21 protein-coding genes are annotated in these 22943 nt (G+C 60.5%); 13 read left to right on the top strand and 8 right to left on the bottom strand.

From position 1 onward, the window contains the following. Positions 1 to 20: 20 nt before the first annotated feature. Positions 21 to 1007, top strand: a complete 987-nt coding sequence (locus CYR55_RS11520) for a LacI family DNA-binding transcriptional regulator (protein WP_241522138.1) — start codon at positions 21 to 23, stop codon at positions 1005 to 1007. A 19-nt stretch (positions 1008 to 1026) separates the two neighbouring features. On the opposite strand, the gene ppx is transcribed toward CYR55_RS11520, so the two are convergent. Together ppx and ppk1 are read right to left on the bottom strand one after the other, a co-directional pair. After that, a complete protein-coding gene (gene ppx, locus CYR55_RS11525; protein ID WP_101816281.1) occupies positions 1027 to 2592 on the bottom strand; it encodes an exopolyphosphatase in 1566 nt (521 codons plus the stop codon). 4 nt (positions 2593 to 2596) lie between these two features. Continuing rightward, the gene (ppk1, locus tag CYR55_RS11530) at positions 2597 to 4666 is read right to left on the bottom strand and encodes a polyphosphate kinase 1 (protein WP_101816282.1); all 2070 of its coding nucleotides are present in this window, start codon (positions 4664 to 4666) and stop codon (positions 2597 to 2599) included. A 401-nt stretch (positions 4667 to 5067) separates the two neighbouring features. On the opposite strand from ppk1, the gene CYR55_RS11535 reads away from it, so the two are divergent. From CYR55_RS11535 to pstB, 3 genes are read left to right on the top strand one after another with little or no spacing between them, the layout of a single operon-like run. After that, complete coding sequence (locus tag CYR55_RS11535; protein WP_101816283.1) at positions 5068 to 7113, top strand: ABC transporter permease subunit; 2046 nt, start codon at positions 5068 to 5070, stop codon at positions 7111 to 7113. After that, positions 7110 to 8777, top strand: coding sequence for a phosphate ABC transporter permease PstA (pstA, locus tag CYR55_RS11540; RefSeq protein WP_101816284.1), 1668 nt, complete (start codon positions 7110 to 7112; stop codon positions 8775 to 8777). Before CYR55_RS11535 ends, pstA begins: the two co-directional genes overlap by 4 nt. Before the next feature lie 25 nt (positions 8778 to 8802). After that, the gene (pstB, locus tag CYR55_RS11545; protein ID WP_101816285.1) at positions 8803 to 9612 is read left to right on the top strand and encodes a phosphate ABC transporter ATP-binding protein PstB; all 810 of its coding nucleotides are present in this window, start codon (positions 8803 to 8805) and stop codon (positions 9610 to 9612) included. 188 nt (positions 9613 to 9800) lie between these two features. Here the strand turns inward: pstB and purN are convergent, their stop codons facing one another. Beyond that, on the bottom strand, positions 9801 to 10439 hold the full coding sequence (purN, locus tag CYR55_RS11550) for a phosphoribosylglycinamide formyltransferase (protein WP_101816286.1): 639 nt from the start codon (positions 10437 to 10439) through the stop codon (positions 9801 to 9803). Then, the gene (gene purM / locus CYR55_RS11555; RefSeq protein WP_101816287.1) at positions 10439 to 11476 is read right to left on the bottom strand and encodes a phosphoribosylformylglycinamidine cyclo-ligase; all 1038 of its coding nucleotides are present in this window, start codon (positions 11474 to 11476) and stop codon (positions 10439 to 10441) included. The genes purN and purM overlap by 1 nt, the downstream gene beginning before the upstream one ends. A gap of 29 nt (positions 11477 to 11505) precedes the next feature. Between purM and CYR55_RS23325 the strand changes: the two genes are divergently transcribed. The 4 genes from CYR55_RS23325 to hda all read left to right on the top strand — a co-directional run bounded on the left by CYR55_RS23325 (position 11506) and on the right by hda (position 14535). After that, a complete protein-coding gene (locus tag CYR55_RS23325) occupies positions 11506 to 11724 on the top strand; it encodes a hypothetical protein (protein WP_146000976.1) in 219 nt (72 codons plus the stop codon). After that, a complete protein-coding gene (gene upp, locus CYR55_RS11560) occupies positions 11711 to 12337 on the top strand; it encodes a uracil phosphoribosyltransferase (RefSeq protein WP_101816288.1) in 627 nt (208 codons plus the stop codon). The genes CYR55_RS23325 and upp overlap by 14 nt, the downstream gene beginning before the upstream one ends. A gap of 84 nt (positions 12338 to 12421) precedes the next feature. Then, on the top strand, positions 12422 to 13708 hold the full coding sequence (uraA, locus tag CYR55_RS11565) for a uracil permease (RefSeq protein ID WP_101816289.1): 1287 nt from the start codon (positions 12422 to 12424) through the stop codon (positions 13706 to 13708). 119 nt (positions 13709 to 13827) lie between these two features. After that, the gene (gene hda / locus CYR55_RS11570) at positions 13828 to 14535 is read left to right on the top strand and encodes a DnaA inactivator Hda (protein WP_072930421.1); all 708 of its coding nucleotides are present in this window, start codon (positions 13828 to 13830) and stop codon (positions 14533 to 14535) included. A 6-nt stretch (positions 14536 to 14541) separates the two neighbouring features. On the opposite strand, the gene arsC is transcribed toward hda, so the two are convergent. Both arsC and bepA read right to left on the bottom strand, forming a co-directional pair. Further along, positions 14542 to 14895: an arsenate reductase (glutaredoxin) gene (gene arsC / locus CYR55_RS11575; RefSeq protein ID WP_101816290.1), complete on the bottom strand. Its 354-nt coding sequence runs from the start codon at positions 14893 to 14895 to the stop codon at positions 14542 to 14544. Between the two features lie 53 nt (positions 14896 to 14948). Further along, positions 14949 to 16442: a beta-barrel assembly-enhancing protease gene (gene bepA / locus CYR55_RS11580; protein ID WP_101816291.1), complete on the bottom strand. Its 1494-nt coding sequence runs from the start codon at positions 16440 to 16442 to the stop codon at positions 14949 to 14951. Between the two features lie 293 nt (positions 16443 to 16735). Between bepA and CYR55_RS11585 the strand changes: the two genes are divergently transcribed. Further along, complete coding sequence (locus tag CYR55_RS11585; RefSeq protein WP_101816292.1) at positions 16736 to 17809, top strand: AI-2E family transporter; 1074 nt, start codon at positions 16736 to 16738, stop codon at positions 17807 to 17809. Between the two features lie 58 nt (positions 17810 to 17867). On the opposite strand, the gene bcp is transcribed toward CYR55_RS11585, so the two are convergent. Beyond that, positions 17868 to 18338: a thioredoxin-dependent thiol peroxidase gene (gene bcp / locus CYR55_RS11590; protein ID WP_101816293.1), complete on the bottom strand. Its 471-nt coding sequence runs from the start codon at positions 18336 to 18338 to the stop codon at positions 17868 to 17870. Positions 18339 to 18340: 2 nt separating this feature from the next. Then, positions 18341 to 18910 carry a glycine cleavage system transcriptional repressor gene (locus CYR55_RS11595; RefSeq protein ID WP_101816294.1) on the bottom strand — a complete coding sequence of 190 codons (570 nt, stop codon included), beginning with the start codon at positions 18908 to 18910 and terminating at the stop codon, positions 18341 to 18343. A 146-nt stretch (positions 18911 to 19056) separates the two neighbouring features. Between CYR55_RS11595 and dapA the strand changes: the two genes are divergently transcribed. The 4 genes from dapA (at position 19057) to ypfJ (ending at position 22925) form a co-directional block, all read left to right on the top strand. Continuing rightward, on the top strand, positions 19057 to 19938 hold the full coding sequence (gene dapA, locus CYR55_RS11600) for a 4-hydroxy-tetrahydrodipicolinate synthase (RefSeq protein ID WP_101816295.1): 882 nt from the start codon (positions 19057 to 19059) through the stop codon (positions 19936 to 19938). 16 nt (positions 19939 to 19954) lie between these two features. Continuing rightward, complete coding sequence (bamC, locus tag CYR55_RS11605) at positions 19955 to 21007, top strand: outer membrane protein assembly factor BamC (protein ID WP_101816296.1); 1053 nt, start codon at positions 19955 to 19957, stop codon at positions 21005 to 21007. A gap of 128 nt (positions 21008 to 21135) precedes the next feature. Then, on the top strand, positions 21136 to 21849 hold the full coding sequence (gene purC / locus CYR55_RS11610; RefSeq protein ID WP_101816297.1) for a phosphoribosylaminoimidazolesuccinocarboxamide synthase: 714 nt from the start codon (positions 21136 to 21138) through the stop codon (positions 21847 to 21849). 221 nt (positions 21850 to 22070) lie between these two features. Beyond that, a complete protein-coding gene (ypfJ, locus tag CYR55_RS11615; protein ID WP_101816298.1) occupies positions 22071 to 22925 on the top strand; it encodes a KPN_02809 family neutral zinc metallopeptidase in 855 nt (284 codons plus the stop codon). Positions 22926 to 22943: the final 18 nt, after the last annotated feature.

Raw genomic sequence — 22943 nt, forward strand, 5'->3', positions numbered from 1 at the left:
GCAGCAGAACAAGGATCATTATGGCCGTCAGAGTCCGGGATATTGCACAGCAGGCAGGGGTCTCCGTTGGGGCGGTGTCACGCGCGCTGAAAGGGCAGCCGGGGCTGAAAGAGGCCACGCGCACGCGCATTGTGGAGGTGGCGCGCCGGCTGGGTTATGACTTCAGCCGCCTGCAAAGCAGCCCGATCAAACGCGTGCTGTTTGTGCTGCACCGTCAGCACAATATCGCGCTGGCCCTGCCGTTTTACTCCGCCGTGCTGCTGGGCGCGGAGAGCGCCTGCCGTGAACGGGGGATCGTGCTCAGCGTGCTCGCCACCAGCCCGGCGGATTCGCTGGCGGCGGCGATCCGGCTGCATGAGCCGGATGCGTTTTTATGTGCCGGGTACCTGGAGCCGGAGCGGCTGGCGGTGCTTAAAGCGAGCGGCAAACCGGTGGTGCTGGCCGATCTGTGGCAGCCCGGCCTTGCCGCCATCAACCCGGATAACCAGCAGGGCGGCTACCTGGCGACCCGCCACCTGATCGATCTCGGCCGCCGCCGCATCGCGTTTCTGACCCGCTCACTGGCGCATTTCAGCCTGCGTGAACGAGAGAAGGGTTACCGTCAGGCGCTGTTTGAAGCAAAAATCCTCAACGATCCGGCGCTGGAGGTGGTGGCCCCGCCGGGGGATGACGCTGAGCAGGGGCTGGCGCAGGCGGTGCGGCAACTGATGGCGCTGCCGGTGCCGCCGGATGCCCTGTTTGCCTGTAATGATGCGGTGGCGCTGATTGCGCTGCGGGTCTGCCGTGAGGCCGGCATCCGGGTGCCGGAGCAGCTGGCGATTGTGGGGTTTGACGATATTGAGGCGGCGGCGCAAGTGGTGCCGGGGCTGACCACGCTGGCGGTGGACAAAGCCGCACTGGGGCGGCAGGCGGTCGAGATGTTGCTGGCGCCGCCGGAAGATCCGCCGCCGCAGCGGCAGTTACCGGTCACGCTGGTGGTGCGCGGCAGCAGCCAATCCACAGGGTGAAAAGGCGCTGCCGTGCCGGTCAGGCGTCGGGCGCGTCTGCCTCAGGGCCGCCGTCAGACGGCTCTTCTTCAGCAATATGCAGCTTCCAGCCGGTCACGTCATGCCAGTATTCCTGCTCGCGCTCAATATCGAGCTGCACCAGCATATTCTGCGAGAGATAACCGGCCGGGAAGGTCAGCGTCCAGTGGTTGTCGTCCGTGTCCAGCCGCAGGGTTTCCGGCGTGGTGGTGGACTGGCGCTGGTTATTCAGCAAAGCCCCAAGGCGCAGCAGCTGAATCAGCGGCAGGTACTCTTTTTTGCGGAACAGGTTCAGGCGCGGCAACTCTTCCAGCTTGATCGCTTTGCGGTGCAGCCGCACCATCGCCGCCAGCAGGATCTGCTGCTCCTGGTTGAAGCCGGGCAGGTTGGTGTTTTGCAGGATGTACGCGGAGTGGCGGTGCATACCGCTATGGTTGATGCTCAGCCCCACCTCATGCAGCAGTGCCGCCCATTTCAGCAACGCTTCCAGTTGCGGGTGCACCAGCTTCGGGTTCTGCGCCTGCCACTGGCTGTAGAGGTGGGCGCTGGTGTCCAGCACGCGGCGCGCCTGTTCACGGTCAATATTGTAGTGGTCCGCCAGGCTGCGGGCGGTACGGCTGCGGATGTCCTGATGGCGGAAGCGGCCTTCCATCTCATACAGCACCCCTTCACGCAGCGCGCCGTCTGACAGGCGCAGGGATTTCAGCGCCAGCGCATCAAACACGCCGCACAGAATTGCCAGCCCCGGCACAAACACCGTTTTTCGGTCTTCAGAAAGGCCCGGCAGACTCAGGGATTTGAAGTTCTTGAACTTCAGCACCTGCGCTACCAGCGACTCCAGCCGCTCGGGGGTGATCAGGCCATCTTTTTCGCCGCTTTCCACCAGCACTTCCACAATGGCTTTAATGGAGCCGGACGCCCCAAGCGCATATTGCCAACCCTGGATGCGGTACTGCCACGCCAGCGTCTCCAGCTTTTGCGCCGCCGCCAGGCGGGCGCGGCGGAAACTGGCGTGGCTGATGTCCCCGTCCCGGAAGAAGATCTGACTGAAACTCACACAGCCCATCCGGCGGCTTTCCGCCAGCAACGGCTCAAAATCTTCCCCGATTACCAGCTCCGTGGAGCCGCCGCCGATGTCTATCACCAGCTTGCGCCCTTTCTCAGGCTGGGTATGCTCAACGCCCATAAAAATCAGGCGGGCTTCCTCCTGCCCGGAGATGATCTCAATCGGGTAGGGGATTACCTCGGCGGCGCGCTTGAGGAACTCTTCCGCATTGACCGCCTCCCGCAGGGTATGGGTGCCGACAATGGTGACATTGTCCGGCGAGAAGCCCTGGAGCCGCTCGGCAAACAGCGCCAGACAAGCCAGGCCGCGCTGCATGGCTTCTTCACTCAGTACGTTGCGGCTGTCCAGCCCATCGGCCAGATGCACCCGCTGCTTCAGGCGGCCGAGCACTTGCAGCGCCCCGTTGACCACCCGGGCGATCACCATATGGAAGCTGTTTGAGCCCAGATCGACGGCGGCAATCTCCTGGGGTTTGGCAGAAGGAATGTGTTGTAACGGCATAGTCTCAGGCCTGTTTGTCTGGTTGTTCCAGAGTCTTTAGATAGTGGTAAATGGCAGTCTGTGCCCTTACCTTACGGCGGTTGCCGCGCGGAACATACCGGTTACTCAGCTCTTTATCAATATAACGTGCCTTGACCGTATCGTTCAGCAGGATGTCGAGGATATCCAGCACCCGCTGTTTCAGCCGCGGATCGAGCAGCCCGACCGCCACTTCAATACGGAAATCAATGTTGCGCGTCATCCAGTCGGCCGAGGAGAGGAACACTTTGTGATCGCCATTATTTTCAAACACATAAACCCGGTCGTGCTCGAGGAAACGGTCAACGATACTGGTCACCTGGATATTTTCACTGATGCCCGGCAGGTTCGGAACCAGTGAACACATGCCGCGGACCAGCAGGCGGATTTTCACCCCAACCCCGGACGCCGCGTAGAGCCGGTCAATCAGGCCCTTATCCACCAGGTTGTTAATTTTCAGAATAATGCCGCCCTTGCCGCCGGACTGAACGTTGATGATCTCCTGATCGATCAGCGCGTAGAGCATCCGGCGTGAATTCTGCGGCGACACCATCAGGTGATCGAACGTCACCGGGCGGTAGGGGTTTTCGATAAAGTTGAAGACCCGGCGCACTTCATTGGTGATGCGCGCATCCGCGGTGATCAATGAATAGTCAGTATAGAGGCGGGCGGTTTTTTCGTTGAAGTTACCGGTACCGATGTGCGCATAACGCACGATCTCATCGTTTTCCAGCCGTGAGATCAGGAAAAGCTTGGCGTGGATCTTAAGCCCGGGCGCCGAGAAAATCACATGCACCCCGGCCTCGGTGAGCCGCTTGGCCCAGTGGATATTGGCTTCTTCATCAAAGCGCGCCTGTAACTCCACCACCACCGTGACTTTTTTGCCGTTGTGCGCGGCATGGATCATCGATTCGATGATGCGCGAATCTTTGGCAACACGGTAGATGTTGATCTTGATCGCCAGCACGCTCGGGTCAAACGACGCCTGGCGCAGCAGCTCCAGCACATGCTCGAAGGTATGGTAAGGGTAGTAGAGCAGCACGTCGCGCTCGCGGATGGCGTCAAAGCCGTTGCGGAAGCGGTCAAACCAGATGTGGCGCAGCTGCGGCATCGGCCGGTTGACCAGGTTAGCCTTGCCGACGTTAGGGAAGCCGATGAAATCTTTGAAGTTGTGGTAACGGCCGCCGGGGATCACCGAATCATAGTTGGAGATGCCGAGTTTTTCGCGCAGTAACTCCACCATCTCATCCGGCATGTCGCGCTGGTAAACAAAGCGCACCGGTTCCGCCGTCAGGCGCTGTTTAAGACTGGAGGACATCAGTTCCAGCAGGCTCGATTCCATCTCGGTGACCAGATCATATTCGGCGTCACGGGTCATCTTCATCGAGTAGGCGTTCAGCGCGTCGTAATCGAAAAAGCCTTTGAAGATGTCATCCAGGCAGTTGCGCAGAATATTGTCGAGCAGGATCATCGGCTTGCGGCGGCGCGGGGCTTCCGGCGGCAAATCCACGAAACGCGGCACTTTGTCAGACGGGATCTCCAGCAGCGCGTAGTTAATCTGTTCGCCGCGGATAATTTCCACCGCCAGATAGGTGTAGTCATCTTTCAGGAACTGCACCAGATTGGTGTCCTGATCGACCAGGATCGGCGTGATATAGGGGCGCAGCGAATGTTTGAAGTAGTGGCGTAACCAGGATTGCTGGTTCTCGGAGAGCTGGCGTTCATTAATCAGGAAGATCTGATTACGCGCCATCTCCAGCAGCAGGTCATTATAGAGGTTGTCAAATTCCTGCTCTGTTTTCAGCACCTTGGCCTGGATGCGTTTCAGCAGGTGGCGCGAGGCGCCCATTGACCCCTGTTCCTCGCTGATCAGGATGCGTCGTTTCAGTTCAGCAAAACGGACTTTGTAGAATTCATCGAGGTTATTTGAGTAAATGCCCAGAAAACGCATGCGTTCAATGAGGGGGTTTGACTTATCAGCCGCTTCCTGCAACACCCTTTCATTGAAAGATAACCAGCTCAGCTCTTTTTCTGTGTATAGCTTTTCTTGTCCCATTGTCACTCCATTCATTGAGCCTGAAGCTTTTCCCGTAGGCCACTGAACGGGTTACGCCTTTCCGGCATACAAATTTCAGGGGGGAGTCATAGTGCAAAACAGAGTGCTTAAAGACCCATCCCCTGTAATGGGCGGCGAGTCTCTCACAACATTATTGCGAAATAATGACAACAAAGTCCAACCATTCTCAATGGTTAACATTGTCATGCATTGATCATTAAACTGGCATAAGATGCCCGGTCAGACGCGGTGTTGACGGGCCGGATGCGCCGCCGCAATGTCAGGCTATTTTACTTTTTTATGCAGGATGGGCAGTGCAGATACGTGACCTACCTCTTTCATCGGACCGTCGCCGCGCGAGGCACGACCGCCTGATCCGCTACGGCGTTACCGGTTGCGGTATGCTGGTGCTGTTAACGCTGATGCTGATTTTTGTCTGGCTGCTTTACAGCATCTGGCCGCTGTTCCGGCCGGTCTCTGTGAGTGAACCGGTCACGCTGCGTTTTACTGCCGGCTCGCCGTCACTGGCGATGGGGATGCTGCCGGGCAACCGCTGGGGCTACCGGCTGGACGCACGCGGGCAGGGCGCCTATATCCCCCTTCCGGCCACGTCACAGACGATCACGCCGCTTACCACCGTGCTGGCCCCGGCGGTGACGGCACTGGCGCACACCGGCGGCGTACTGCCGGTGTATGGCCTCGGCGGCGCGGATGGCCGTGTGACGCTGGTGCAGCCGGCGCTGCCGCTGGCGGGCCAGCCTCCCCAATGGGCCTTCCCTTATGGCCAAACACCGCTGACAGTGGATGACGGCGGGCAACCGCTGGTGCGGCTGGCGCTGGTGATGGGCGAGGGCGTGCCGCTGCGGGCCGCCGCCGTGACGGCCGATCGCCGCCTGCGGGTGCGCGATCTGCCGTCCGGCCCCGAGCTCACGCTGCCCCTGGCCGCGGTGCCTGACTCCCTTCTTATGTCGCCCAACGGCCGCCTGCTGTTCCTGCAAACCGGGCCGCTGTTGCAGATCTACACCCTGCGCAACGGCGGCATCCAGCTGCGCCAGAGCGTGACGCTGGCGGATCGCGGCCCGGTATCAGTGACGCTGCTCAGCGGCGGCGGGTCGCTGCTGGTAAATGCCGGTGGCCGCCTCACCCAATGGTTTGACGTCAGCGGGCCACGGGGCCCACGGCTGACGCGCATCCGCGATTTCGCCCCGCAACAGGTCAGCCAGCTGGCAGCGGAACCGATGCGGCGGGTGTTTGCCGCGCTGGATACGCAAAACACCCTGACGCTGAACGCCGTGGTGCAAGCCGATCCGCTGCTGAGCCGCCCGCTGCCCGGCGTACGCCGGATGGCCTTCTCCCCGCAGGGGGATGGGCTGCTGGCCGAAACGCCGGACGGCTGGCTGTCCCTTTGCATCTCTAACCCCTACCCGGATATCAGCCTGCGGTCGCTGTGGCAGAAAGTCTGGTATGAGGGCTACCCCGGCCCCGCCTATGTCTGGCAGAGCACCTCGGCCGCGGAGGGCTACCAGCCGAAATTCAGCCTGATGCCGGTGATCGCCGGGACGCTGAAGGCCGCGCTCTGCGCGATGCTGTTTGCGGTGCCGCTGGCGCTGAGCGGCGCGGCCTACACCGCCTGGTTTATGACCCCGCGCCTGCGGCGGCTGGTGAAACCGGCACTGGAGGTGATGGGGGCCTTGCCCACGGTGGTGATCGGCCTGATTGCCGGCATCTGGCTGGCCCCGCTGTTGCAACATCTGCTGCTCGGCGTGCTGCTGTTGCCGTGGGTGCTGGCGCTGGTGACGCTGGCGGCCAGCCTGTTGGCAGCGCGTTTGCGCTGGCATACCGCCGGGCGTGAAGTCTTCTTCCTGCTGCCGCTGCTGGCCGGGAGTGTCTGGCTGGTATGCCGCTTCAGCCCCTGGCTGGAACAGGCGCTGTTCGGGATGCCGCTGGCCCAGTGGTTCGGCGAGGGCTACCAGCCGCGCAATACACTGGTGGTCGGGGTGGCGATGGGCTTCGCGCTGGTGCCGGTGATTTTCACGTTGGCGGAGGATGCGCTGTTCAGTGTGCCGCCGTTGCTGAGCCAGGGATCGCTGGCGCTGGGGGCGACGCCGTGGCAGACGTTGCGCCGGGTCATTATACCGGCGGCGGGGGCCGGGATTTTTTCCGCGCTGATGATTGGGTTTGGCCGGGCCGTCGGGGAGACGATGATTGTGCTGATGGCGACCGGCAACACGCCGATCATGGATGGCAGCCTGTTGCAGGGGCTGCGTGCGCTGGCCGCCAACATCGCGATTGAACTGCCGGAAGCGGTGGCAGACAGCGGCCACTACCGGGTGCTGATGCTTACGGCGCTGGTGCTGTTTCTGTTTACCTTTGTGCTGAACACGCTGGCGGAACTGATCCGCCAGCGGCTGCGGGCGCGTTACAGCCAGAATCAGGAGGGCGCATGACCGGCTGGCGGCGGGCGGGTACCCCGTGGATTTGGCTGACGGCGGCGGCCGTGGCCGTGAGTGTGCTGGCGCTGGCCGGGATTATCCTGCTGCTGGCCGGGCAGGGGGTGCGCAGTTTCTGGCCGGCTCCCGTTTACCAGTTCACGCTGCGCACGCCGCTGGCCGGGCAGAATCAGTTACTGGGTGAGTTGTATGCCCGGCCGTCGGTGCCGCAGCAACAATTGCGCGAGGCGGGGGTACCGCTGCCGCCGGATGCACCTGCCACCCTGACACGGCTGCTGATCAAAACCGGGAACCGCGATTTGGCGTCCGGGCCGGAGAGCACCCGCGAATTTATGCTGCTGGCTGAACGCGATGTGCTGGCGCGCCGCGCGCCGCCGGACGTGCTGGTGCTCGACCGGGAGGAGAGCGGGCTGGCTTACGGCACGCTGGCCGGGATGCTGGAGAACGGCCAGCCGCTGGTGGCGCGTAACCTGGCGGCCGAGCTGTTGCGCCGCATCCCGGAAAACCGGGCGCTGGCCGCCCGTGCCCGGCATTTGCAGCACCATGCGCTGGCGCGGGTCAACCACCGGTTTGAAGTGCTGCGGCTGGAGGAGCGGCAGCTGGCGATGACCGGGCAGCTTACGCCCCAGGCGGTCTCCCGTTTACACGCAGAGCGTATTGAGGTGGAGTACCAGTTCAGCCGGCTGACCGCGGAGCTGGAGAGCATCAACCAGGATCGTCAGCGCGACGCCCTGTTGCTGCGCGACGCGGCCGGGCGGATTCACACACTGCCGCTGAGCGAGGTGCACAACGCCTGGTACCCGAATGCCATGAGCCTGCCGCAGAAGCTGATGCACACGCTGCGCGCCGGGTGGGCCTTCCTGAGCGAAAACCCGCGCGCCTCCAACACCGCCGGCGGCATTTTCCCGGCGCTGTTCGGCACGGTGCTGATGGTGGTGCTGATGTCGGTGATGGTGATGCCGCTCGGGGTGATCGCCGCCGTCTACCTGCATGAATATGCCGGGCGGCACTGGCTGACGCGCCTGCTGCGGATTGCCGTGGTGAACCTGGCGGGCGTGCCGTCGATTGTGTACGGCGTTTTCGGGCTGGGCTTTTTTGTGTATGTGATTGGCGGGTCGCTGGACCAGTTACTGTTTCCGCAGGCGCTGCCCGACCCGACCTTCGGCACGCCCGGCGTGCTGTGGGCCGCGCTGACGCTGGCGCTGCTGACGCTGCCGGTGGTGATTGTCGCCACCGAGGAGGGGCTGTCGCGCATTCCGGTAGCATTGCGGCAGGGCTCACTGGCGCTGGGGGCGACGCAGGCACAGACGCTCTGGCGGATAGTGTTGCCGATGGCAGTACCGGCTATGCTCACCGGCATGATTCTGGCGATCGCCCGCGCAGCCGGGGAGACCGCGCCGCTGATGCTGGTGGGGGTGGTGAAATCCGTGCCGGCGCTGCCGGTGGACACCATTTTCCCTTACCTCCATCTTGACCGTAAATTTATGCATCTGGGCTTCCAGATTTACGACATGGCGCTGCAAAGCCCGAACGTGGAGGCGGCCCAGCCGCTGGTCTACGCCACGGCGCTGCTGCTGGTGGTGATGGTGGTCGGCCTGAACCTGGCGGCGATGGGGCTGCGCCATTCGCTGCGTGAAAAATTCCGTTCGCTGGGCATCTGATGCCCGGCCTGTGCAGGAGAGAGTGATGAGATCATTACTGGGTGGCGAGCCGTTGCCGGATGTGTCGCGGCTCAGCGATGCCGATACCGCGCTGGAGGTACAGGCGCTGAACCTGTGGTACGGCGGTAAGCAGGCGCTGCATGATATTTCGCTGCGCATCCCGCGCCACCGGGTTACGGCGCTGATCGGCCCCTCCGGCTGCGGCAAATCGACGTTGTTACGCTGTTTTAACCGGATGAATGATCTGCTGGAACCTTGCCGGATCGAGGGCGATATTCGCCTCGGCGGCAGTTCGGTGTATGGCGGCGAGGTGGATGTGACCGCGCTGCGGCGGCGGGTCGGGATGGTGTTCCAGCGGCCTAACCCGTTCCCGAAATCGATTTATGAGAATGTGGTATATGGCCTGCGGGTGCAGGGCATCAATGACCGGCGGGTGCTGGACGAGGCGGTGGAAGCCGCCCTGCGCGCGGCGGCGCTGTGGCACGAGGTGAAAGACCGGCTGAAGGAGAACGCCCTGCGGCTCTCCAGCGGGCAGCAGCAGCGGCTGGTGATTGCGCGGGCGATTGCGATTGAGCCGGAAATACTGTTGCTGGATGAGCCGACCTCGGCGCTTGACCCGATCTCCACGCTGACGATTGAGGAGCTGATCGGCGCGCTGAAAGAGCGGTTCACCGTGGTGCTGGTGACGCACAATATGCAGCAGGCGGCGCGCGTCTCCGATTACACGGCATTTATCCACCAGGGGGCGTTGGTGGAGTATGGGGATACTGACCGGTTGTTTACGTCACCGCGCCAGCGGCGGACGGAGGATTATATTACGGGGAGATTTGGGTAGCAGGGCGTTGGCCCTGCACCCAGGAAGCTTTCTGCGGCTCTGGTGCCGCTACCGGTGGGGTAGCAGGTTTCGGTTGTTTATGTGTCGTTGGCTACCCGGCTTTCCGAGCCTCAACCGAGCAGGGCCTGCCGGCGCTGGGCAATCGCTAATACACGAACCCTTCTAAAAGCGCTGGTGGCCGCCGCCACCTACTCCGCCGCATATCCCTCCGGCGGCAGCCGCCCCCCATCCAGCCAGGCGGCATTCTCCCGCATGGCCAGGCGGCCGCTGACAAACCATTGTGCCACCAGCGGGTAGATCTGGTGCTCCTGCACCTGCACGCGCGCCTGCAGATCCTCTTCGCTGTCGCCGTCAAAAACCGGGACTTTGGCCTGAAGGATTACCGGGCCGCCGTCCAGCTCTTCGGTGACGAAATGCACCGAGGTGCCGTGCTCCGCATCGCGGTTGACCAGCGCCTGACGGTGGGTATGCAACCCGGGGTATTTCGGCAGCAGGGAAGGGTGGATGTTCAGCATCCGCCCGGCATAATGCCGGACGAACGCCGCGCTGAGGATGCGCATATACCCCGCCAGCACGATCAGATCGGGCGCGTAGGCGTCAATCTGCTCTGCCAGCGCGGCATCAAAGGCCTCGCGGTCACTGAATTCACGGGCATCCAGCGCGTGCGCCGGAATCCCCGCCTCGCGGGCGCGCTCCAGCCCATAGGCCCCGGCTTTATTGCTGAACACCGCAGCAAGAGATGCGTGGAGACGTCCCTGTTGGCAGGCATCAATCAGCGCCTGGAGATTACTCCCCTGGCCGGATACCAGCACCACGATCCTTTTCATCAGCCGATCACCACCTGTTCCGCAGCGTCAGAGGCGTTGATGTGGCCGATTTTCCAGGCTTTTTCACCAGAGGCGGTCAGCAGTTCCACCGCCTGATCCGCCAGGGCGGCAGGGAGGGCGATTACCATACCAACGCCGCAGTTAAAGGTGCGGTACATCTCGTGGCGGCTGACGTTCCCGGCCTGTTGCAGCCAGGTAAATACCGCCGGCCACTGCCAGCTCGCCTCGTCAATCACCGCCTGGGTGTTGGCCGGCAGCACGCGGGGGATGTTCTCCCAGAAACCGCCGCCGGTCAGGTGGGCGATGGCGTGCACGTCAATCTGCTCGATCAGGCTGAGGATCGATTTCACGTAGATTTTGGTCGGGGCCAGCAGGTGATCGGCCAGAGACTTGCCGTCAAGCTGCTCGGTGGCGGCATCGGTCTTGCTGACTTCCAGGATCTTGCGCACCAGCGAGTAGCCGTTGGAGTGCGGGCCGCTGGCACCGAGTGCCACCAGCACATCGCCGTCCTGCACTTTGCTGCCGTCGATGATCTCAGACTTCTCCACCACGCCGACGCAGAACCCGGCGACGTCGTAATCGTCACCGTGGTACATGCCCGGCATTTCAGCGGTTTCACCGCCCACCAGCGCGCAGCCGGCCTGTTTACACCCTTCGGCGATGCCGGTGATCACGCTGGCGGCGGTATCCACGTCCAGCTTGCCGGTCGCGTAGTAATCCAGGAAGAACAGCGGCTCTGCGCCCTGAACCACCAGATCATTGACGCACATCGCCACCAGATCGATGCCGATGGTGTCATGGCGTTTCAGATCCATCGCCAGACGCAGCTTGGTGCCGACGCCGTCAGTGCCGGAAACCAGAATCGGCTCGCGGTATTTTTGCGGCAGCGCACACAGGGCACCGAAACCGCCCAGCCCACCCATCACTTCCGGGCGGCGGGTCTGCTTCACTACACCTTTGATACGGTCTACCAATGCATTTCCTGCATCAATATCCACACCTGCGTCTTTATAGCTGAGAGAGGTTTTATCGGTCACTGCTGGATCCCCACGGCGGTTTGCGGTTGGTGGTTAAAATTGAGCGCGGCAATTCTAACAGCCCAGGCAAACGTTTGCGAGTGGCTTATGCGGGGGAAAGACGTTTTGCCTTCTATACTGTTAATCGAAAATCAGTTGATCCTGATCAGGCGATTAGCGGTGGCGCGGCAAAAAAAAGGCGTTATAATCTCGCGATTTTTTTTTGGCCGTCAACCATCGTAGGGGAGAATAATTATGAAGATCGTTGAGGTAAAACACCCGCTGGTAAAACATAAGCTGGGCCTGATGCGTGAAAATGACATCAGCACTAAACGCTTTCGCGAACTGGCTTCTGAAGTGGGGAGTTTGCTGACCTATGAAGCGACCGCCGATCTGGAAACCGAAAAGGTGACCATTGAAGGTTGGTGCGGGCCGGTTGAAGTAGACCAGATCAAAGGCAAAAAAATCACTGTGGTGCCGATCCTGCGTGCCGGCCTCGGCATGATGGAAGGCGTCCTGGAGCACGTCCCGAGCGCACGCATCAGCGTGGTCGGTGTGTACCGTGACGAAGAGACGCTGGAGCCGGTGCCGTATTTCCAGAAACTGGTGTCCAACATTGAAGAGCGCATGGCGCTGGTAGTTGACCCGATGCTGGCGACCGGCGGCTCGATGATCGCCACCATTGACCTGCTGAAGAAAGCCGGTTGCACCAGTATTAAAGTGCTGGTGCTGGTTGCCGCCCCGGAAGGCATCGCCGCCCTGGAGAAAGCCCACCCGGACGTCGAGCTGTTCACCGCCTCTATTGATCAGTACCTGAATGACAAAGGCTACATCGTGCCGGGCCTCGGCGATGCAGGCGACAAAATATTTGGTACCAAGTAAGCATTTAAGCCGGCTGAGAAGTCGGCTTTTTTTTAACTGTTTTCCCCACGCCGTCCATCAATAACACCGTATGAGGATTGAAAGATGACCCGTCGCGCCATCGGCGTCAGCGAGCGCCCACCGCTGCTGCAAACGATACCGTTAAGCTTCCAGCATCTGTTCGCCATGTTTGGCGCCACCGTGCTGGTGCCGATCCTGTTTAAAGTTAACCCGGCCACGGTGTTGCTGTTCAACGGCATCGGCACCTTGCTCTACCTGTTTATCTGCAAAGGGAAAATCCCGGCGTACCTCGGCTCCAGCTTTGCCTTTATCTCGCCGGTGCTGCTGCTGTTGCCGCTGGGGTATGAAGTGGCGCTCGGCGGCTTTATCTTGTGCGGCGCGCTGTTCTGCCTGGTGGCGCTGATTGTGAAGAAGGCCGGTATCGGCTGGATCAACGTGATGTTCCCCCCGGCCGCGATGGGGGCGATTGTCGCGGTGATCGGGCTGGAGCTGGCGGGCGTGGCGGCCAATATGGCCGGGCTGCTGCCGGCGGACGGCGCGTCAGTGGACGGCAAAACCGTGACCATTTCGCTGGTGACGCTGGCGGTAACCGTGCTGGGCTCGGTGCTGTTCCGCGGTTTCCTGGCGATTATCCCGATCTTGATCGGGGTGCTGGTGGGGTATGCGCTCTCCTTCTTTATGGGCGTGGTGGATGCCTCCCCCATCCGTGAGGCGCACTGGTTTGCACTGCCGACCTTCTACTCGCCGCGGTTTGAATGGGTGGCGATGCTGACCATTCTGCCCGCCGCGCTGGTAGTGATCGCCGAGCATGTCGGCCACCTGGTGGTCACCGCCAACATCGTGAAAAAAGATCTGCTGCGTGACCCCGGCCTGCACCGTTCCATGTTCGCCAACGGCCTCTCGACGATGATTTCCGGCTTTTTCGGCTCTACGCCCAACACCACCTATGGTGAGAATATCGGCGTGATGGCGATCACCAAGGTCTACAGCACCTGGGTGATTGGCGGCGCGGCGATCCTGGCGATTTTGCTGTCGTGCGTCGGCAAGCTGGCGGCGGCGATCCAGGCAGTGCCGGTGCCGGTGATGGGCGGCGTGTCACTGCTGCTGTACGGCGTGATTGGCACGTCCGGCATCCGCGTGCTGATTGAGTCAAAAGTGGACTACAACAAGGCGCAGAACCTGATCCTGACTTCGGTGATCCTGATCATCGGCGTGAGCGGCGCGAAAGTGCACATCGGCGCGGCTGAACTGAAAGGCATGGCGCTGGCGACCATTGTCGGGGTCTTCCTGAGCCTGCTGTTTAAACTGATCGAGCGTTTCCGCGGCGAAGAGCAGGTGCTTGAGCCGGACGAAGACGCCCCGCGGCATTAAGCGGCGTGTTAACCGGGTGCGATTCTTACTGTGAGGATCGATCATCGTGCGGCCGCCGGTTCTCCTGGCGGCCGTTTTTATGGTAGACTCCGCGGGTTTTACTGACCGTTTTGGTTGAGGTGCTTCTGAATACGCCGGCGCAGCTTTCACTGCCACTCTATCTTCCGGATGACGAAACGTTCGCCAGTTTCTATCCGGGGGAAAATCCCTCCCTGCTCGCTGCCATTCATACCGCACTGCATCAGGAACACGGGACATACATCTATTTCTGGTCCCGCGTCGGCGGGGGGCGCAGCCACCTGCTGCATGCCGCCTGTGCCGAACTCTCCCAGAAAGGCGAAGCCGTGGGCTATGTCCCGCTGGATAAGCGCGCCTATTTTGTGCCCGAGGTGCTGGAAGGAATGGAACAGCTGGCGCTGGTCTGCATCGACAATATCGAGTGCATCGCCGGGGATGAAGCCTGGGAGATGGCGATCTTCAACCTCTATAACCGCATCCTGGAAACCGGGCGCACCCGGCTGTTTATCAGCGGCGATCGTCCGCCACGCCAGCTTAACCTGCAACTGCCCGATCTCGCCTCGCGCCTTGACTGGGGGCAGATCTACAAGCTGTTGCCGCTGTCGGATGAGGAAAAATTGCAGGCGCTGCAACTGCGCGCCAAGTTACGCGGCTTCGAACTGCCGGAAGATGTGGGCCGCTTCCTGCTGAAACGGCTGGATCGCGAGATGCGCACGCTGTTTATGACGCTGGATCAACTGGACCGCGCCTCGATTACCGCGCAACGCAAACTCACGATCCCCTTTGTGAAAGAGATCCTCAGCCTGTAGCGCCGCCTACAGGATCTCCAGCACCTTTTCCGGCGGCCGGCCAATCCGGGCTTTGCCGTTTGCCACCACGATCGGGCGCTCAATCAGCCGTGGGTGATCCGCCATCGCCTGAATCAGCGCATCCTCACTCAGCCCCGTGTCATCCAGCTTCAGCTCGGTGTAGATCTCTTCGTTATGCCGCATCATATCGCGTGCGGAGGCCAGCCCCAGCTGATGCACCAGGGTGTGCAGCGTCGCAAATGAAGGCGGCGTCTCCAGATAGAGGATGACATCCGGCTTTATCCCTTGTTCTTCCAGCAGCGCCAGGGTTTCACGGCTTTTGCTGCAACGCGGGTTGTGGTAAATCGAAACGGTTTCCATTATGTGCTTCCTTAAAGTCAATGCATGAACCGGCATACAGGGATGCCGTAAGGTCAGCTGCGCTGGTACTGGCGGAAACGCTTCTGCATCTGGCGGAACTGGTCAATGCGTGCGTCATAGCGCGCCTGGTCCAGGCTGCCGAGTTTGGCTTGTGCGCTGGCGTTGCTCAGCACCTCAATCGCCTGATCGAGCCTTCCCACCAGCGCCAGGCTTTCCGCCCGGGCTGATAACTCCTGCGCCCGCTGGTTGTTCGCCGCCGACGCCTGTGCCAGCAGATCCCAGCCGTTCGGATCGTCTGGGTTAGCGTAAGTATAGCGATTAAGAATGCGGATGGCGTCGGCCGGGCGGCCGCCTTCGGCATAGGCGTTCGCCAGGTTAAGCTGAAGCACCGGGTTGCCGCGGGCCGCATTGGCTTTTTCCAGCCGGGCGATCGCCTGCGGGATCTGCTGCCGGCCGAGGTCAATATCGGTCATCAGGTCGAGATACCAGACGTTGCCCGGCTCTTTGGCCAGCAGCGGCGCGAGGGCGCCTGCCGCATCGCCATATTTTTTCGCCTGATAAAACATGATCGCCCGGCCGTAACGTGCGGCCGTCTGCTCACGCACGTTGCCCCGTTCCAGCGGTTGCAGGGTGTCCTCGGTCAGGCGGTTCTCCTCGCTGCCGTACATGCCGAGAATGCGCACTTTGGCCAGCATAAAGTCTTGTGAGGAGTTCACCACCACGTGCGCCATCTGGTTGGCACGGTTGCGGGTGTCGGAGAGGCGGCTGTCCGGCAGCGGGTGGGTGAGCAGCATTTCCGGCGGTTTGGAGGCGGAGCGCGACTGGTCCGCCAGCTTTTGCAGGAAGGTCGGCATCGCTTCCGGGTCAAAGCCTGCGCGTTGCAGCACCTGAATGCCGATGCGATCCGCCTCCTGCTCGTTGGCCTGAGTAAAGCTGATCATGCCTTGCTGCGCGCCGGCCAGCGTGCCGGTCAGCGCCGCCATCCCGGCCTGCGGGCTGGCCATCGCCAGCAGGATAGAGCCGAGCGCGCCCACCCAGGTGAGCGGGGCGCTGCGTTGCTGGTCCTCCATGGCGCGGGCCAGATGGCGCTGGGTCACGTGGGAGATTTCGTGCGCCATCACGGAGGCGAGCTGGCTTTCATTGTCGGTGTAGCGGAACAGCGCCGAATGCAGTACCACGTTACCGCCAAAGAAGGCGAAGGCGTTGATCTCGTCATTGTTGACCAGGAAAAAATGAAACGGTGTGCGCACGGAATAGGCGTGGGCCACCAGCCGGTTCCCCAACTGGTTGATATACTGAACCAGCAACGGGTCATTGATTAGCGGGGCGCTGCCGCGCAGCTGGCGGACGTAGAAATCCCCCATCTGCAACTCCTGGTTGATGCTCAGGGTGCCGCCCGCGGTGGTACCGATGTCCGGCAGCTGGTCAGCCAGTGGGGTGGCGTCTGCTGCCAGCAGCGGGGCATCAGCCAGCACCGGGGGCGCGGCAGAGAGCGACAAGGCGCCAATCAGCGCGGCAATAAGCGGTTTTCTTAATGATAAAGCCATGATGCGCGATCCCTTGGTAAAAAATCCTGACGGTAAGCAGGACGGCGCCGGGCAGGTTGCCCCTCTGCACCGCGTCTGCCCGGTGGCGGTAACGTTCCGGCGTAGGCAGTAAAAACAGGCGGGTATGGCTTTCAGGCGCTCCCCCGGTTGCGTAGACTCCCTGCGGCGTAGCGGGTTCCTGCGCACGCGTCTTTTTCTTATCTTAGCCATCCCCTTGATGCAATGGAACGTTTGCGCGGGGATATATGCCGGAATCTGGGGGTTGCCCCGGTTTCCGGTTTCTGGAGTGATGAATGCTTGAGTTGTTATTACAGTGGTACCGCCGCCGGTTCTCCGACCCCGAAGCCATTGCGCTGCTGATTATCCTGCTGGCCGGTTTCTGTATCCTCTATTTTTTCCACGGCATTCTGGCCCCGCTGCTGGTGGCGATTGTGCTCGCCTACCTGCTGGAGTGGCCAACCGCGCGCTTGCAGCGGCTGGGCTGTTCGCGCACCTGGGCCGCCAGCATTGTGCTGACGCTGTTTGCCGGGGTGGTGATGCTGGCGCTGTTTGTGATTGCCCCGGCCACCTGGCAGCAGGGGGTGAACCTGGTCACTGACCTGCCGGCGATGCTCAACCATTTTTATGCGTATGCGCAAAGCCTGCCGAAGCGCTACCCGGCGCTGGTGGATGCCGGCATCATCGACATGATGGCCGAGGATGTGCGCACCCGCCTGACGCTGGTGGGCGGGTCAGTGGTAAAATTCTCGCTCGCCTCGCTGGTGGGGTTGCTCACGCTGTCGATTTACCTGGTACTGGTGCCGCTGATGGTGTTTTTCCTGCTCAAAGACAAAGAGCAGATGATGAACGCAGTGCGGCGGGTGCTGCCGCGCAACCGCGGGCTGGCCGGGCAGGTGTGGGTAGAGATGAACCAGCAGATCACCAACTATATCCGCGGCAAGGTGCTGGAGATGGTGGTGGTGGGCATCGCCACCTATATCGTGTTCTTTATTATGGAATTGCAGTATTCGCTGCTGCTGGCGGTGCTGGTCGGGTTCTCGGTGCTGATTCCCTATATCGGCGCGGTGATTGCCACGATCCCGGTGGTGGTAATTGCGCTGTTCCAGTGGGGGCTGGGGGCGGACTTCTGGACGCTGATTATCGCCTATCTGGTGGTGCAGGGGCTGGACGGCAACCTGCTGGTGCCGATCCTCTTCTCCGAGGCGGTGAACCTGCACCCGCTGGTGATCATCCTGTCGGTGATTATTTTCGGCGGAATGTGGGGCTTCTGGGGCATCTTTTTCGCCATCCCGCTGGCGACGCTGGTCAAGGCCGTCGTCCACGCCTGGCCGGATGAACTGCACGACGATCTGGAGCACCGGCCATAAAAAAAGCGCGGGACGCGCTTTTTTAGAAGAGAGAGATCTTGCCGGGGTGAAACGGGGGTTACACGCCGGCCTTCAGGTAATCCATCACGATGTCATGGTGGTTACTGGTTTTGAACTCGTCAAACACCTTCTCGACCTTGCCGTCACGGCCGATCAGGAAGCTGATGCGGTGGATGCCGTCATAGGTTTTCCCCATAAAGCTCTTTTCACCCCAGACGCCGAACTGCTGCGCCACCTGGTGATCCTCATCGGAAAGCAGGGTGAAGTTCAGCAGCTCTTTTTCGGCAAACCGGGAGAGTTTCTCCGGTTTGTCGGTGCTGACCCCCAGTACCTCCACACCCGCTTTTTTCAGGTCATCCATGTTGTCACGCAGGCCGCAGGCCTGCACGGTGCAGCCGGGCGTCATGGCTTTAGGGTAGAAATAGACCAGGACGCGCTGTCCCTGGAAGTCGGCCAGATTGACCAATTCGCCGTCCTGATCGGGCAGACTAAACTGCGGCGCTGTATCACCGGCTTTCAGTGGGCTCATCACTACTCTCCATCTTTCTCATCATGCTGTGGATAGTTCACCACGCTAATAGTGCCTTGCGCATTCAATTCTGTACATAGCCGGTAAAAGGCCGGTTCAATAATTGATGCATCCGTGTCGGCAGGGCTGTGCGCGGTGATCTGGATCGACAGCTGGGGCGGGTTATCTCCAGTCGCGGGCTGCGTTTTGGAGGCCAGTTCGGCAATGTTCATCTGATGCGAGTCGAAAAGATCGGTAAAGCGTTCAATAATATGCGGCGAATCCTTCACCTCCACCTTCACCCAGACGGTCACCGGCATCGGCGGCCGGCCGTGGGAGTGCGTCCGCTTCATCACAATCAGCAGCTCCAGTTCGGCCCCCTTCAGCGGCAGGGTCGATTCAATCAGGGCGATGGCATTCCAGCTCCCGGAAAGCAGCATGATAAAGGTGAACTCCTCACCGAGCATGGCAAGACGGCTGTCTTCAATATTGCAGCCGCAGCTGCTGACGTGACGGGTAATGGTGTTCACAATGCCGGGGCGGTCAACGCCCAACGCGGTGATAACCAGATAGTGTTGTTGTGACTGCGGCAAAATCGCTCTTCCTGTCATGCTCCATGGGGTTCCCATGGTAAACATAAAAAAAACCGCCTGCCAAGCGCTTGTAACCAGGTTGTTTGCTTGCTTTTAATCAAGAGTCAAACGTACCATGAGTCACCTGTTTGTGGAGGGGATGGCTAATGTTTACCGGAAGTATTGTTGCACTGGTTACGCCGATGGACGACAAAGGTGCTGTCGATCGCGCGAGCCTGAAAAAACTGATTGATTATCATGTCGCCAGCGGAACCTCGGCGATTGTGTCCGTAGGCACCACCGGCGAATCTGCCACCCTGAGCCACGATGAACACGGTGATGTGGTGATGCAGACCGTGGAACTGGCCGACGGCCGTATCCCGGTGATTGCCGGCACCGGGGCAAATGCCACCGCGGAAGCCATCTCGCTGACGCAACGCTTTGAAAAGAGCGGCGTTGTAGGCTGCCTGACCGTGACCCCCTACTATAACAAACCCACGCAGGAAGGGCTGTACCAGCACTTTAAAGCGATTGCTGAAAGCACCGCGCTGCCGCAGATTCTGTACAATGTGCCCTCCCGTACCGGCTGTGACCTGCTGCCGGTGACCGTGGCGCGCCTGGCAAAAATCAAGAATATTGTGGCAATTAAAGAGGCCACAGGGAACTTAAACCGCGTCAGCCAGATCCAAGTGCTGGTAGATGATGAGGCGTTCATCCTGCTGAGCGGCGATGACGCCAGCGGGCTGGACTTTATGCAACTGGGCGGCAAGGGCGTGATTTCGGTGACGGCCAACGTGGCCGCCCGGGAAATGGCGCAACTCTGCGCACTGGCACAGCAGGGTAACTTTGCTGAGGCCCGTCGCCTGAACCAGCGCCTGATGCCGTTGCATCAGGATTTATTTGTAGAAGCGAACCCAATTCCGGTGAAATGGGCCTGCAAGGCATTGGGACTAATGGCAACCGATACACTGCGTCTGCCAATGACGCCGTTGACCGATGCGGCCCGCCCGGTGGTGGAGCAGGCATTGAAACATGCCGGTTTGCTGTAACTCTTAGGGAGATTTGATGGTTTATTCATTGCATAAGTCGCGTGTAGCGAAAGTCGCGGGGGTATCCCTCGTTCTGCTGCTCGCGGCCTGTTCCAGCGATCAGCGTTACAAGCGCCAGGTAAGTGGTGACGAGGCTTACCTCGATGCGGCTTCGCTGAAAGAACTGAAAGCGCCCGCCGGGATGATTCTGCCGTTACAGGACGGGACGTACGATGTGCCGGCCGGGACGCTGAAGGGTGCCGTTGGTAAGCAACTGGATATCCGGCCGCCGGTGCAGCCGCTGCCGCTGCTGAGCGGTTCCCGTTCCCAGGTTGCCGGGGACAGCGTCATGATCCTGCTGGAAAACAGCCCGCAAAACCGTGACCTGTGGGCCAACGTGGTGAAAGTGGCACAGCAGAACGGTTACCCGCTGGCCAGCCGCAATGATGCCGGCCAGACGCTGAGCACCGACTGGGTGAAATGGAACCGCGCCGATGAGGACTTCCAGTACGAAGGGCGTTATCAAATCACCGTTGCACCACAGGACTACCAGCTTGCCCTAAGCGTGAAAACCCTGGCACTGCAGCAGCAGGGTAAAGCGGTGACTTCACCGTCTGAGATCCAGCGCTATAACGGCCAGATGCTGAACAGCCTGGTGGCGGGCCTCGACAAGATCTCGTCCGATCTGGAAAGCAGCCGCGCAGGGCGCGATACCAGCAGCTTTAACGTCACCAGCGGCAGCGATGATACCGGCCTGCCGGTACTGGTGGTGCGTGCGCCTTATGCCCAGGTGTGGAACCGCCTGCCGAAAACGCTGGAGCGTGTCGGCATGAGCGTGACTGACAGCAGCCGCCCGCAGGGCACACTTTCCGTGACCTACAAATCCCTGAGCGACAGCGACTGGGAGGCACTTGGCGTAAAAGCACCGGAAAACGTGAAAAACGGTGACTACAAAGTGCAGGTGGGTGACCTCGATAACCGCAGCAGCTTGCAGTTCATTGATTCCAAAGGGCACCCGCTGACGCAGTCGGAAAACGATGCGCTGGTGGCGGTGTTCCAGGCCGCCTTCGACAAGGTACCGGCAAACTAATCTGAGGGGCTTCGGCCCCTTTTTTATTGGCAGTACGGCAGGGCAACCGGTACAGATTTTTGTTGCCGCAACCACGACGCAAACGTTACCCTCTATCCCGACGAGTCATATCACTGGAGTAAGTTAAGATGCAAAAGTTAGCTGAGCTGTATCGCGGAAAGGCGAAAACCGTCTACACCACCGAAAATCCTGACCTGCTGGTGCTGGAATTCCGTAACGATACATCAGCGCTCGATGGTCAACGCATTGAGCAGTTTGACCGCAAAGGCATGGTGAACAACAAGTTCAACCACTTCATCATGAGCAAGCTGGAAGAGGCTGGTATCCCGACCCAGATGGAGCGCCTGCTCTCTGACAATGAAGTGCTGGTGAAGAAGCTGGAGATGGTGCCGGTGGAGTGCGTCATCCGTAACCGCGCGGCCGGTTCCCTGGTGAAACGTCTCGGCATTGAAGAGGGCCTGGAGCTGAACCCGCCGTTGTTCGACCTGTTCCTGAAAAATGATGCCATGCATGACCCGATGGTCAACGAATCTTACTGCAAAACCTTCGGCTGGGTGAATGAAGAGAACCTGGCACGCATGAAGGCACTGAGCTATCAGGTAAACGATGTGCTGAGCAAACTGTTTGATGACGCCGGCCTGATCCTGGTGGACTTCAAGCTGGAGTTCGGCCTGTTTAACGGCGAAGTGGTGCTTGGCGATGAGTTCTCACCCGACGGCAGCCGTCTGTGGGACAAAGCCACCCTGAATAAAATGGACAAAGATCGCTTCCGCCAGAGCCTGGGCGGTGTGATTGAAGCCTATGAAGATGTCGCCAAACGTATCGGCGTTCAGCTGGACTAAGCGCGCAATCGATTACTCCTGTTGCCTTATTCTTCGCGGGCGGCCTTATTGGCCGCCCGTTTGTTTTCTGCCGTCCCGGGCAGGTGCGCCATGCCTCACCCGGCAGGATTTAGGCTAAGCTAAAACGTGGTGACTCAGCGTTATCAACAATTATTAACGATCATCATTAACAACAATCATCATTAACAGTCATGGGTATCAATACCCCGGGGAGCAGGGTTATGCGTTGGCAAGGGAGACGTGAAAGTGACAATGTGGAAGATCGCCGTGGGGCCGGTTCAGGCGGTGGCGGCGGCTTCCGCGTACCGATGGGCGGCAAAGGCGGCATTATTATTGTGGTGGTGGTGCTGATCGCCGGCTATTACGGTATTGATCTCACCCCGCTGCTGGGTGGCGGCGGGCAACAACAGATAAGCCAGACGCAGAATGTCAGCCCGCAAGATGATGAGCTGGCAAAGTTCACCTCCGTGATCCTCGCCTCGACGGAAGATACCTGGAAAACCATTTTCCAGCAGGAAGGGAAACAGTATCGCGAGCCGAAACTGGTGATGTACCGTGGGGCAACCCGCACTGGCTGCGGCACCGGCCAGTCGGTCATGGGGCCGTTCTACTGCCCGGCGGACAGCACCGTGTATGTTGATCTCTCCTTCTATCAGGAACTGAAAGACAAACTGGGCGCGGACGGGGATTTTGCCCAGGGCTATGTGGTGGCGCATGAAGTCGGCCACCATGTACAGAACCTGTTGGGCATTGAGCGCAAAATGCGTGAGATGCAGCAAGGCGCGTCTGAAGCCGAAGTCAATCATCTCTCTGTGAAACTGGAATTGCAGGCGGACTGCTTCGCCGGTGTCTGGGGCCATGTGATGCAGGAGCAGCAGGTGCTGGAGGCAGGTGATTTGCAGGAGGCGCTGAACGCCGCGCAGGCGATCGGGGATGACCGCTTACAGCAACAGAGCCAGGGCAGGGTAGTGCCGGACAGCTTTACCCACGGCACCTCTGAGCAGCGCTACAGCTGGTTTAAACGTGGTTTTGACAGCGGAAACTATAAAGAGTGTGATACCTTTGCCGCCCGATAATTTATTACGCCGGCAGCC

Source organism: Chimaeribacter californicus, from assembly GCF_002858675.1.
Lineage (GTDB): Bacteria > Pseudomonadota > Gammaproteobacteria > Enterobacterales > Enterobacteriaceae > Chimaeribacter > Chimaeribacter californicus.